Here is a 12,088-nt window from a genome sequence, read left to right as displayed (position 1 = left end):
AGCCGAATGTGACTTCGATGAAACGTCGTTAAGCAGTCCTTCACGCTTCTGCTCCTAGATGATCCGAAACGGCACACGGGGTGCTTCGCCCGGGTGAAATTATGAGGCCTCGCCGGAAGGCAGCCTCGCGCTGACGCAGTGATGTCAGGGTTTCCGCAGGGATCGCGATCCGATCGCTGCATCGGATGAAATGGGACGGGGGATTGATGGGCTCGACTGTTCTGATCGCCGACGATGATCCGGTGCAACGCCGGCTCCTCGAGGCCATGGTGAGGCGCTTTGGCTATCATGCCCGCCTCGTGGACAGCGGCGAAGCAGCGCTGCGCGAACTCGAAGGCGGCAAGATCGATCTCCTCGTTCTGGATCTGGTGATGCCTGATCTCGACGGCATGGGCGTGCTCGGTCGCATGCGGGCCCGCGGCCTGCAGGTTCCGGTGATCGTTCAGACGGCCCATGGTTCGATCGATGCCGTGATCTCGGCGATGAAGGCCGGAGCGGCCGATTTCGTGGTCAAGCCCGTCGGCGCCGAGCGCCTGCAGGCGTCGATCCGCAATGCCCTCAAGCACCGCGCGCTGGAACGCGAGGTCCGCGTGCTCGCCAAGCGCGCCGCGGGCCAGCTCGGCCTGAGGGACCTGGTCGCCCGCGGCCCGGAGATGGAGAGGGTGGTGCGCCTCGCCGAGAAAGCGGCCGGCTCGACCATTCCCGTGCTGATCGAGGGCGAGACGGGCACCGGCAAGCAGATGGTGGCGCACGCGATCCACGGCGGGGGCGAACGCCGCGGCCGGCCCTTCGTGGCCGTCAATTGTGGCACCCTGCCGGAGGCCGAGGCCGAACGCATCCTGTTCGGCCAGGACAAGAACGCAGCCGGTGCCGTCGACAAGCAGGCCGGCAAGCTGGCGGAGGCCCACGGCGGCACGCTCTTCCTCGACAATGTCGGCGAATTGTCGCCCGTCTTGCAGGTCAAGCTGCTCGACGCGCTGCGCAGCGGCGAAATCGAGCCGCTGGGCGCGCGCCGGGCGGTGCGCACCGACTTCCGCCTGATCTCCTCGACCAGCCGCAATCTGATCGATCTCGTCAAGGCAGGGCAGTTCCGCGAGGATCTCTACTACCGCCTCCATGTCTTTCCGATCATGCTGCCGGCACTGCGGATGAGACGCGAGGACGTCGCCGATCTCGCCTGGCATTTTCTCGCCCGCTTCGGAGCCGAGGAGGGCAAGGCCATACGCAGCATCAGTGCCGAGGCCCTGGCGCTGCTCGCCGCCTATGACTGGCCGGGCAATGTGCGCCAGCTCGAAAATGCGATGTATCGCGCCGTGATCCTCGCCGATGGCGACGAGATCGGCGTGCCCGATTTGCCGCAGATCGCTGCCCGCGTGGACGGGTTCGATGTGCGCATCCCCTCAGCGCCGCTGCTGCCGCCCAAGCCGGTTCACACCGGCCCGGCCATGATCACCGGGGCGCCGCTGCGCGAGATCATTACGGTGCGTGAACCCCACACCATGACCATGCTCGATGCGCGGGGGGACGTGCGCACGCTGGAATCACTGGAAACGGACATGCTGAAATTTGCCATCCGCCATCACCGCGGGCAGATGACCGAGGTCGCGCGCAAGCTCGGCATCGGGCGATCCACGCTTTATCGCAAGCTCAAGGAACTTGGACTTGACGAAGCGTCGATCGGCGTGAGAGCCGGAGAGGTGGGCGAGTCTCACCGAGCGGCTTGAACGGCGGCGTGATCAATTGCACACCAGAATTTGTCTTGAATCTGGCATGGTACTTGTCACTATCGACACATTTGCAGGCGGCGTTGGGACATTGGGCGCCGGGGATTGAGGAATCTTATGAGTTACCGCGCTAATTTGTTGAGTTCGGTCGCTCTGGCTTTGAGCTTGAGCGCCATATTGCTCCCGGCCTATGCCCAAGACAACGGTACGCCAGCCAGCCCCGTGCCCGTAGCGCCGCCGGTTCCCGGCCTGAGTGCCGGCGAAAAGCAGAGTGCCTTCGCGCCGGCGACGCCGCAGACCGCGCCGGCCGCCGCCTCGCCGCAGGAGAGGGTGAGCGTGCAGCATGTCAAGCCGGACAATGCGCCGGCCTCGACCGCGACGCTTGCGCCTGCACCGGTAGGTCCCGTGCCGGTGCCGGCTCCCGTCGAAATGGCCCCCAAGCCTGCCGAGACGGCAGTGGCTCCGGATACGCCGTCCTCGATCTCCGCTACGGCTCCTAAGGATGAGGCGGCCCGGGCCGGTACCCAGTCCGTGGCAGCCGCCTCGCCCGCCGGACAGCCCGCTCCCGCCGCCGTGCCGACACCGAAAATCCCGGCCGCCGTGCCCAGCGAGACGCCGGCCCCCAAGGTCGAGCCCAAGGCTGAACCCAAGACCGAGCCCATGCCGCCGGCCGAGGCCAGTACACCCGCGCCATCGGTCGCTCCTGCCACGGTCACCATGAATCTTTCCGCCAGGCTTGCCGATTACGTAGCCAAGCGCGGCGCCGATGCGCAGGCCATCAGCGACTTCTACGCCCTGCGGGGCCTGACGCCACTGTGGATCGACAATGGTGCGCTCACGCCCGCGGCCAAGGCGCTGGTCGACCGCATGAGCCGCGCCGCCGAGGACGGCCTCGATGCTGCGGCCTTCCGGGTCCCCGGGATCGATAGCCTGAGCGGCGCCAGCGCCGATGTCCAGGCCGATACCGAGATCGCACTGAGTGCGGCCATCCTCACTTATGTCCGCCAGGCTTCCTCGGGCCGGGTCGATACCAGGCAGATCAGCCGCGACATCGCCAAGGCTCCCAACATGCCCGATCCGGTGGCGGCGCTCGCTTCGGTGGCGATCGCCTCCAATCCGGTCGCGGTGCTCGACGGCTACAATCCGTCCTCGCCGCAATATCTGGCGCTGAAGCAGAAGCTGGCCGACGTCAGGGCCGCCAATGCCGCCGCCGCCGAAGCCTCCCTGCCCGTGGTTCCCGCCGGTCCCACGCTGAAGGTGGGCATGACCGATACGCGGGTGGCGGTGCTGCGCACCCGCTTGGGGCTGACGGCCAGCGACGCCGACAGCGATGTCTATGACGAGGCGCTGCAGGCGGCGGTCCGCGACTTCCAGGCCGCTCGCAACCTCAAGGCCAGCGGCACGCTCGGACCGGCCACCGTGGTCGCCCTCAATGCGGCCTTGCGCCAGCCGCGCGTGAATGTGGAAAGCGAGATCATCGCCAATATGGAGCGCTGGCGCTGGCTTCCTCACGACATGGGGCTGACCAACGTCTTCGTGAACGTTCCCGAGTACAAGGTCTGGTTTACCAAGGACGGCGTGCTGAGCTACGAGGCGCGGGTGGTGGTCGGCAAGGCCAATACGCCGACGCCGATCTTCTCGGACATGATGAGCTTCGTGGTCGTCAATCCGTCCTGGAACGTGCCGCAGTCGATCATCAAGAAGGAATACATGCCCAAACTCGCCCAGGACCCCGGCTATCTCGAGCGCCGGGGCTACGAGGTGAGCTATGTCGGCGGCCAGATGCAGGTGCGTCAGCCGCCTGGCGAGCGCAACGCGCTCGGCTTCATCAAGTTCATGTTCCCGAACAATTTCTCGGTGTATCTGCACGACACGCCGCAGCGCAACCTGTTCTCGCGTGACGAACGGGCCTTCAGCCATGGCTGCGTGCGTGTGGATAACCCCTATAAATTTGCCGAGCTGGTGATGGGCAATGGCTGGACTGAGGACAGTGTCCGCGGTCTGCAGGGCGGGGACGAGCAGCGCATTGATTTGGAGAGGAAAATTCCGGTCCACATCGCTTATTTCACCGCCTATGTGGACGGTGACGGCGAATTGCAGCGCCTCAATGACATCTACGGATATGACCGGAAGGTGATTTCGGCGCTTGGCCTTCCCGGCTGAAATCTGTTATGCAACGATTTACCATGTTTGGTAAGGGTTGGCGTTTGCCAACCCGCGTTCGTCTTTTTGCCACGTTTCCCAAGCAAAAGGCCACTCCCAAGGCCGGTTTCAACGGCTAGAACTTAGGGGTCGAACGGTGCATCAACGGTGCTTTAACCAATCTCGGCAAGACTCCGGCAATCCGGACCTGGCGCCGAGCGTCCCATTTATGGAAATACGCTCTGCGCTGGTTCCCTCGCCTATTTGCCGAGAGTGCTAATCGTGCAGAACCCACTCAGCCTTTTGCCCCGGATCAAAGTTTCGCGTACCGGTCGCATTCTGGCCATTTCCCTCGCATCGACGGTGATGACGACGGTTCTGGTCGGGCCGACGCAGGACGCGATTGCCAATGGCGATACCCGCTCGCTCTATATGCGCCACCTGCATACGGGCGAGACCATCAACATCACCTACAAGCGCAACGGCTCCTACGACTCCGCTGCGCTGAAGAAGATCGACTGGTTCATGCGCGACTGGCGCCAGAACCAGGCCGTGCGCATGGATCCGCGGGCGCTCGACACGCTCTGGCTGGTCTATCGCCAGGTCGGCGCCTCCCAGCCGATCAACATCGTCTGCGGCTACCGCTCGCCCGGCACCAACGGCATGCTGCGCCGGCGTTCGCGCGGTGTCGCCAAGTTCAGCCAGCACACGCTTGGCAAGGCGATCGACTATTTCATCCCCGGCGTGCCGCTGTCGAAGCTGCGTGTCGCCGGTCTGCGCCTGCAGCGTGGCGGCGTGGGGTATTATCCTTCGTCTGGCTCGCCCTTCGTCCACATGGACTCCGGCGGCGTACGCATGTGGCCGCGCATGTCGCGCAGCGAACTCGCTTCCGTCTTCCCCGACGGCAAGACGGTGCTGCTGCCTTCGGACGGACGTCCGATGCCCGGCTATCAGCTGGCGATGAACGAAATTCGCCGCAATGGCGGTTCGGCTGGCGGTGGCGCCGGCGAGGATGATGTTGCCGAAACCAGCGGCGGCGGCTTCTTCGCGGCCCTGTTCGGCTCGCGCAGCAACAGCACCACCACCACCAGCGCCCCGCCGGTCGAGGTGGCCCAGGCCTATGCGCCGACGACGCGTAGCAATGCTCGCATACCGGCCGCGCCGCCGCAGCCTGCTCCGGTGATGCAGCAGATGGCGATGGCCGATGAACTGGCGACGTCGCCCCGTCGCATGGCTCCCGTGCCGCTGCCGGAACGCCGTCCCAACGATATCGATGCCGTCCAGGCCGCCGATGCCGCGACGGCCCAGCTTGCCTCGGCCGACACCGGCCCCCGCATGATCTGGCAGACCGGGCCGAATGGCACGGGTGGCGAGACGGCTGCCAATGTGCCGCTGCCGCCGCTGCGTCCGGGCACGGCCGCCGAGGAGAGCCAGGCGGCTCCCGTGCAGCTCGCATCCCTGGATGCCCCGCCCTCGGTGCCGGCGACGCGGCCCGTGGTCGATCCCAAGCCGCCGATCTTCGCCGACCTTTCTCAGGGCAGCGAAGGCTTCATGAAGCGCAGCGCCAACCGCCAGTCGCAGCGCGCGCTCGGCTTTGCCGACACCGCGCCGGTGACCAATACCGCCCGCCCGCCGCGGCCGGCTTTGATCGCGACGCGCTTCGAGAAGCAGAATTTCGCTTCGCTGTCGGCACCGGTTTCCGCCGCCCGCAACAAGCAACAAGCGACCCTGGTCAAGCCGGATCTGCGCACCACGGCTTCGCTGATCGCGGCGCCGTCGAAGACGGTGGTGGTACGCTTCGGCGTGGCGGCTTATCAGGACCTGCGGGCCGACAAGTTCACCGGCGCCGCGGTGAAGCCTCTGCGCGTCGCCAGCTTCACGCCGATGCCGGATATCTTCACCGGCTCGATCGCCTCCAACTAAGCCAGAGCTTTTACCAGCGCACCGGTTCGCCCGGTGCGCTGGCCTCGATCGCCAGAGCATGAACGCCGCGGGCAAAGGCGGGCTTCAGGGCCTCGTTGACGAGGCGATGGCGCTCGACACGGCTGCGTCCGCTGAAGTGCGGCGAGACGATTCTCACTCGGAAATGGCTCTCACCGCCTTCGCGATGACCGGCGTGGCCGGCATGAGCGGCCGATTCGTCCAGCACCACCAGGCGTTCGGGTGCAAGCGCGGCCTGGAGACTGGTTTCAATCAGATCTTGGATGGATGATGACACGTTCGCAGGTTTCCTATTGCCCTGACTTCGGCCCAATTCTCCGCGATAGAGAGGCCTCGTCTCGAATCACGTTATTCCTGCGCTAAAACAAGGCCGATGCAAGGCCGATGCATCTATCCGCGACCCGGCCAATCCTAGAGCAAAACGCGTTCATGACTGAGCGCTCATTTTCTCTAACTTTCTGTTTCAACGCGTCTTTGCGATTCTTGGTGACCTCCGTCAAATCGCAAAACGCTCTAGCGAGACCCTTTCGTGCCGACTGACCTGATCAATCCCGCCCCGCGCCGTTCCTCCCGCCGCATCTATCTGCCGACCATCCTCTTCGCCCTGGTCGCGATCGCCTGGTCGGGCTTCTGGTGGTATGCCTCCACCCGGCTCGAAGCCGAGTGGAACCGCTTTGTGAGCAAGCAGGCTGAGCTCGGACGCCAGATCAAATGCGGCGAGCAGACCATCGCCGGCTATCCGTTCCGCCTGGAAATGCATTGTGGCCAGGCGACGGTGGAGAGCCTCAGGGGAGGGCGTCCCTTCAGTGCTGCACTCGCCGAGGTGAATGCGGTGGCCCAGGTGTATCAGCCCAACAAGGTTCTGCTCCAGGCCAAGGGACCGGTGACACTGGTCGACAAGAGCGATGCCGGCGCGACCCTGACCGCCGATTGGAAGAGCGCCGAGGCGAGCATGTCGATCTGGACCTCCGGGCCCCAGAACGCCGCGGTGGTGATCAAGGGCCTCAGCGGTAACGTCAAGCGCGGCGACCAGGCTGTCAATCTGGTCGAGGAGGGCAATGTCGAGATCCATATCCGCCTCGCCGAGGGTACCAATGCCGCGCCGGGCGCCTATGATCTCGCCGCCGATGTCGATGCCAAGGCGGTCGCGCCGCTGGATGATTTCCTTGGCTCTCCCTCGCCGATGAAAGCCACCTTTCGCGGGCTGATCACCAAGATCGACCTCAGGCCCATGCCGATGCCGGAGCGCCTGCGCGACTGGGCTGCCGCCGGCGGAGCGCTGAGCATCAGCCAGGCCCAGGTCGAGCGCGGCCCGAGCATCGTCAAGGCAACCGGCACGATCGGGCTGGAAACCAGCGGCTTTCCCTCCGGTGAGCTGACGGTGGCCCTCGCCGGCGTGCCGGAGCTTGCCCAGACGCTCAAGCAATCGGGCCGCGTGCCGGACATGGTGGCGACGACCCTCACCGTCGGCCTGCCGGTCCTCGGCAAACCCAGCAATATCGATGGCAAGGCGGCGGTCGAAGTGCCGCTGACCATCGCAGACGGCAAGGTCCGCGCCGGCGCCTTCCTGCCCGGCCTCAAGCTGCCGCGCCTGTTCCTGCCGGAATAGAGGCGAAGGCGCGCCGCGACAACCGATCCCCCTCTTGGGTTGAACGACGGGCGCGCAGCTTTATGCTGCGCGCAACAAACCATTAGGGGGAATCACATGGTCCGCGCGCTTCTCGTCTGTCTCAGCCTGCTGTGCCTTGCCCCTTCAGCCATTGCCAAGGACATGTCGTCGGTTCGCGGGCTCGATGCCGTGCTGGCGTCCGGCGTGCTCCGGGTAGGATCCACCGGCGATTACCGTCCCTTCAGCTACAAAGATCCCGCCAGCGGCGAGTTCTCCGGCTTCGACATCGATCAGGCCAAGAGCCTTGCCGAGACACTCGGCGTGAAGCTCGAGATCGTGCCGACGACCTGGTCCAACCTGTCGGCCGATTTCGAGGCCGGCAAGTTCGACGTCGCGATGGGCGGCGTGTCGGTGACCTTCGACCGGCAGAAGAAGGGCCTGTTCTCCAGCCCCTATATGCGCGAGGGCAAGACGCCGATCGCCCGCTGCGCCGACAAGGGCAAGTTCGAGACGCTTCAGGATATCGACAAGCCCGAGGTGACGGTCGTCGCCAATCCGGGCGGCACCAACGAGAAGTTCGCCCGCGCCAGCCTGAAGCAGGCCAAGATCGTAATCTTTCCCGACAACACCAAGATCTTCGACGAGGTGGCGGCCGGCCGGGCCGATCTGATGATGACGGATGCTTCCGAAACCCTCTATCAGGAAAAGCTGCACCCCGGCGTTCTATGCGCCGTGCATCCCGACAAGCCCTTCAATTTCGCGGAGAAGGCCTATTGGCTGCAGCGCGACATCGGTCTGAAGGGCTTTGTCGACCAGTGGCTGCACCAGTCGATCGAGACGGGGGCCTACCAGAAGATCTACGACAAGTGGTTCAAGTAGCGCCGTGCCGGACAGTGTCTAACGTATGCCGGTAAAGGGGGGGGCTGTCATTCCCGGCGCCGCCGCAGGCGGCGCGAAGGGGATGGCAGGGCAGTCCTTCTGCGGCCGGGTATGAGCCGATAGGCCGGATCGAGTTACCGTGCCAGGATCGGCGCCAGGGCATCGAGCAGCGGGTCTGGAGAAAAGGCTTCTCCTCCCGCTTCCCAAGCATATTGGAACTCGGCGATCTCGACGCCGACGAAGGCGTGCTCCGCGATCACCTCGCAACAGGTGCGGAGATCGGCAAGCGACAGGCCGCCTTCGCAGGCGTAATCGGTGGGAACGACGCCCGGATTGAGCACGTCGCAATCCAGATGCACATAGACAGGACGCCCGGCGATCGCCTTGCGCAATTCGGTGGCCAGGTTGCCACGTGCCTCGACGAGCGGAATGCCGCGCCTGTCGATCAAATCCTGTTCGAAGGGGTCGAGATCGCGCTGGCCCACGAGAACGAGCTGGTCGAGGCTCAGGCCTGCTCCCAGGCCGGAGTTCCACAGTCCGGCAGGACCGGAAATGGCCAGACCGCCGAGAAAGCCCGACGTCGAGGCTTCCGGCGTGTTCAGATCGCCATGAGCGTCGAACCAGACGATGCAGGCATCCGGACGGTGCCTGGCGACGGCCGGCAACGTCGCCAGCGAGACCGCACAGCGGCTGGTGGCCGCAATGGAAACGGCCCCGCTCGCCAGCACCTCATCGAAGCGGGCCTGCAGCTGCCTGAGCGCCGGCAGGGCTACGTCCAGTTCCTCGCGCCAGCCTGCATTCAGCGCAGGCTCCGGCGTGCCGACCACGAAAGGTGCGATGCCCGTCCGCCGTGCCAGCGCCTCGCCGATCGCCCGGGCTCCTGGCATGGCCAGATCGTTGTGATCGCCGGCCCGGCCTTGAAATACCGTGTATGCAAACTGTCTGGTCACTGTTGTCATCCCGGATTAGAGGCGGGCCTGGCATCGTATCGGGCGTATTCGTCCAGTTTCAAGGCCGGCAGCGTTGCCCTGGCTCAAATTTCGACGGTCAGGCTCGGATCATGGTCAGGGTTCTCCACCTCGATGATGGATTGCTTGCCCCTCCGATAGGCATAGATATTGCCCCGCGGATTGCTGACGATGCGGGTGTCGTGCACGCGATAGTCACGGCTTGCGTGAATATGGCCATGGATCCACAGCCGAGGCCTGTATTCGGCGATCAGGGACGTCAGGTCGCTGGCATAGGCGGCGTCGATCGGCTCGGTGACTGTATTGTTCCATAGCGAATGGGGATGCGGCGCATGGTGGCTGATCACGACGCTGGGCCCGTCGAACGGCTGGGCGAGGGTATTGGCAATCGCGAAACGGTGGCGGCCATGGCTGAGCAAGGCGTCCCTGGTCTGCCAGCGCCGATAGTTGGGCCCTGTCCGGATCAGCTTGTGGTCGTTCATTTGCATGCCGGCCGCGACCTGCCCCAGGAAGGAGCTGCCGCCGACAGCATAGTCGGTCCACAGCGTGGCGCCGATAAAACGCACCCCGCCGGCGGTGAGAGTTTCCCCTTCAGCGAGCAGGTGAATGCCTTCCAGCCGCGCCCGATCGCGGGCCTTGCGCAGTTCCGTTTCCACGTTCTCCCGATAGAAGTCGTGATTGCCGGGGACATAGATCAACGGCAGGCCACGGGGCTGGACATGCTGCGCGAGCCAAGGCAGGGCCCGGTCATGCAGGCGGTTGCAGACATCGCCGGCAATGACGACGGCATCGGCCCCGATCGGTGTTGGAGCAAGCGTATAGGGGCTGTTATCGACGTGGAGATCCGACAAGACCCAAAGACGCATGATCGACCTAGATCTTGTTTTGATCGGTTGCGTCCGGGCTGTCCGGCTTTACCTCGTATTTCATCAGGATCGGCACCTGGGTGGCGGCGAAGATCAGGGTGATTGGCATGGTGCCGAAGACCTTGAAATTGGTCCAGAAATTATCCGAGAAGTTGCGCCAGACGATCTCGTTGAGCACCGCCAGGAACAGGAAGAACAGGCCCCAGTTCAAGGTGAGCTTGCGCCAGCCCTCGGGCTTGAGGTCGAAGGCAGCGTCGAGGACGATGCGGATCAGGGGCTTGCCGAAGGCGAGGCCTCCCAGCAGGATCAGGCCGAACAGCGTGTTGACGATGGTCGGCTTGAGCTTGATGAAGGTCTTGTCCTGCAGCCACAATGTCAGCACGCCGAAGACCAGCACGAAGATGCCGGAGACCAGCGGCATCACCGGGATATGGCGGGTGAGGACGTAGCCGGCGATGAGCGCGACCAGCGTGGCGGGTATGAAGATGGCCGTGGCGGTGAAGATGTTGCCGCTCGACCCCTCGAACAGGGCCGGCGCCATGAAGCGCTCGACCAGGGGCTTGAACAATTCCGGCTTATAATTGGCGATGAAGAACAGGACCAGCGGTCCCATTTCCAGCACCAGCTTGAGCAGAGGGTTGACCTTCTGGCGCGGCTTGGCGGCGGCTTCAATGCTCATGGCTCACTCCATCCCGGCAATGGCGCGGGAGAAGTCCCGGGCGGAGAAGGGCTCGAGATCGTCGATGCCCTCGCCGACGCCGATATAATGTACCGGCAGGCCGAATTTGGCGGCCAGCGCCACCAGGATGCCGCCGCGCGCCGTACCGTCGAGCTTGGTCATCACCAGGCCTGTGACGCCGGCCGTCTTGCCGAAGATCTCGGTCTGCGAGATGGCGTTCTGGCCGACGGTGGCGTCGAGCACCAGCAGCACCGCATGCGGTGCGCTCTCGTCGATCTTCCTGATCACGCGCACCACCTTGGCGAGCTCGTCCATCAGCTGCGCCTTGTTCTGCAGCCGCCCGGCGGTGTCGATCAGGAGCACGTCCGAGCCGTTTTCCTGCGCGGTCTTGAGTGCGTCAAAGGCCAGGCCCGCGGAATCGGCACCCTGCTCGCGGGCCACGATGGGCGAGTGGGTGCGCTCGGCCCAGACCTTGAGCTGCTCGATGGCGGCGGCGCGGAAGGTGTCGCCGGCCGCCAGCGTCACTTTGAGGCCGTCGGCGCTGAACTTGGCGGCGAGCTTGCCGATGGTGGTCGTCTTGCCCGAGCCGTTGACGCCCACCATCAGGAGCACGAAGGGCTTGCGGGAACGATCGATTTCCAGGGGTTTGGCCACCGGCGTAAGGATGGCCTCGACCTCGCTGGCCAGGACCTCATGGACTTCCTCCGGCGAGATCTGGCGGTCGAAGCGCCCCTTGCCGATCGCGGCGGCAATGCGGGTGGAGACGTCGACGCCGAGATCGGCCTGGATCAGCACATCCTCCAGCTCCTCGAGCGTGGTGGCATCGAGCTTGCGCTTGAGCACGATGTCGGTGATGCCGCGGCTGATGGCACTGGAGGAACGCGACAGGCCGTCGCGCAGGCGGCGCCACCAGGATTTCTTCTCGGCGGGAGCAGGAGCCGGCAGCGGCTCGCTGGCCTGGGGCGCGAGGGTTGGCTCCGGTGGGGGAGGCGGCGGGGCGGGCGGCTCGGGTTCGGAGGGAACGATCAGCTCGGCCGCGGCCAGGGGCAAAGGCTCGGTCGGGGCCGCGAGCGGCGCCTGCGCTGGCTCCGCCGCCGCGCCGGATTCCTCGGCGGGGGCCGGCGCCGCCTGTTCGGCTGCTGGCTCGGGCCTGGTTTCGGTCTCGGGCGTCGGGGTGCCTCGCCCGAACAGCCGTGAAAAGAAGCCGGGCTTTTGCTTTTCGCTCTCAGTCATCGAAACGGTCTGGTTCCCAAAAGCGTTTGCGATCAGGCGGAATCGCC

Annotated in this window: 10 protein-coding genes; 5 read left to right on the top strand and 5 right to left on the bottom strand. The window is 65.1% G+C overall.

Annotated elements, in window-relative coordinates; genetic code table 11:
* Window positions 1-206 precede the first annotated feature (206 nt).
* The 3 genes from J8I29_RS20830 (at window position 207) to J8I29_RS20820 (ending at window position 5,789) form a co-directional block, all read left to right on the top strand.
* A complete protein-coding gene (locus J8I29_RS20830; protein WP_209433116.1) occupies window positions 207-1,724 on the top strand; it encodes a sigma-54 dependent transcriptional regulator in 1,518 nt (505 codons plus the stop codon).
* 165 nt (window positions 1,725-1,889) lie between these two features.
* A complete protein-coding gene (locus tag J8I29_RS20825) occupies window positions 1,890-3,887 on the top strand; it encodes a L,D-transpeptidase family protein (RefSeq protein ID WP_209433115.1) in 1,998 nt (665 codons plus the stop codon).
* Window positions 3,888-4,232: 345 nt separating this feature from the next.
* Window positions 4,233-5,789 carry a DUF882 domain-containing protein gene (locus J8I29_RS20820; RefSeq protein ID WP_146126992.1) on the top strand — a complete coding sequence of 519 codons (1,557 nt, stop codon included), beginning with the start codon at window positions 4,233-4,235 and terminating at the stop codon, window positions 5,787-5,789.
* A gap of 10 nt (window positions 5,790-5,799) precedes the next feature.
* On the opposite strand, the gene J8I29_RS20815 is transcribed toward J8I29_RS20820, so the two are convergent.
* Window positions 5,800-6,084: a BolA family protein gene (locus J8I29_RS20815; protein ID WP_245443487.1), complete on the bottom strand. Its 285-nt coding sequence runs from the start codon at window positions 6,082-6,084 to the stop codon at window positions 5,800-5,802.
* Window positions 6,085-6,336: 252 nt separating this feature from the next.
* Here J8I29_RS20815 and J8I29_RS20810 point away from each other — a divergent pair, with 252 nt between their 5' ends.
* Window positions 6,337-7,416 carry a DUF2125 domain-containing protein gene (locus J8I29_RS20810; protein ID WP_209433114.1) on the top strand — a complete coding sequence of 360 codons (1,080 nt, stop codon included), beginning with the start codon at window positions 6,337-6,339 and terminating at the stop codon, window positions 7,414-7,416.
* Window positions 7,417-7,512: 96 nt separating this feature from the next.
* Complete coding sequence (locus J8I29_RS20805) at window positions 7,513-8,295, top strand: transporter substrate-binding domain-containing protein (protein ID WP_209433113.1); 783 nt, start codon at window positions 7,513-7,515, stop codon at window positions 8,293-8,295.
* Window positions 8,296-8,429: 134 nt separating this feature from the next.
* On the opposite strand, the gene J8I29_RS20800 is transcribed toward J8I29_RS20805, so the two are convergent.
* From J8I29_RS20800 to ftsY, 4 genes are all read right to left on the bottom strand, one after another.
* Window positions 8,430-9,182 carry an arginase family protein gene (locus J8I29_RS20800; RefSeq protein WP_209433112.1) on the bottom strand — a complete coding sequence of 251 codons (753 nt, stop codon included), beginning with the start codon at window positions 9,180-9,182 and terminating at the stop codon, window positions 8,430-8,432.
* A 146-nt stretch (window positions 9,183-9,328) separates the two neighbouring features.
* Entirely contained in the window at window positions 9,329-10,129 is an 801-nt protein-coding gene (locus J8I29_RS20795) for a metallophosphoesterase (RefSeq protein ID WP_209433111.1), read from the bottom strand.
* Between the two features lie 7 nt (window positions 10,130-10,136).
* Window positions 10,137-10,808 carry a septation protein A gene (locus tag J8I29_RS20790; RefSeq protein WP_209433110.1) on the bottom strand — a complete coding sequence of 224 codons (672 nt, stop codon included), beginning with the start codon at window positions 10,806-10,808 and terminating at the stop codon, window positions 10,137-10,139.
* A gap of 3 nt (window positions 10,809-10,811) precedes the next feature.
* On the bottom strand, window positions 10,812-12,041 hold the full coding sequence (ftsY, locus tag J8I29_RS20785; protein WP_209433109.1) for a signal recognition particle-docking protein FtsY: 1,230 nt from the start codon (window positions 12,039-12,041) through the stop codon (window positions 10,812-10,814).
* Window positions 12,042-12,088 lie beyond the last annotated feature (47 nt).

Origin of the sequence: Labrys sp. LIt4, from assembly GCF_017813775.1 — a bacterium.
GTDB lineage: Bacteria > Pseudomonadota > Alphaproteobacteria > Rhizobiales > Labraceae > Labrys > Labrys okinawensis_A.
This window is presented reverse-complemented; position numbering and strand designations above follow the sequence as displayed.

Bases quoted from the DNA above. Each gene is read 5' to 3' on its own strand.
- J8I29_RS20830 (WP_209433116.1), top strand. From the start codon at position 207: ATGGGCTCGACTGTTCTGATCGCCGACGATGATCCGGTGCAACGCCGG.
- J8I29_RS20820 (WP_146126992.1), top strand. From the start codon at position 4,233: ATGACGACGGTTCTGGTCGGGCCGACGCAGGACGCGATTGCCAATGGC.
- J8I29_RS20805 (WP_209433113.1), top strand. From the start codon at position 7,513: ATGGTCCGCGCGCTTCTCGTCTGTCTCAGCCTGCTGTGCCTTGCCCCT.
- J8I29_RS20800 (WP_209433112.1), bottom strand. From the start codon at position 9,182: ATGCCAGGAGCCCGGGCGATCGGCGAGGCGCTGGCACGGCGGACGGGC.
- J8I29_RS20795 (WP_209433111.1), bottom strand. From the start codon at position 10,129: ATGCGTCTTTGGGTCTTGTCGGATCTCCACGTCGATAACAGCCCCTAT.
- J8I29_RS20790 (WP_209433110.1), bottom strand. From the start codon at position 10,808: ATGAGCATTGAAGCCGCCGCCAAGCCGCGCCAGAAGGTCAACCCTCTG.
- ftsY (WP_209433109.1), bottom strand. From the start codon at position 12,041: ATGACTGAGAGCGAAAAGCAAAAGCCCGGCTTCTTTTCACGGCTGTTC.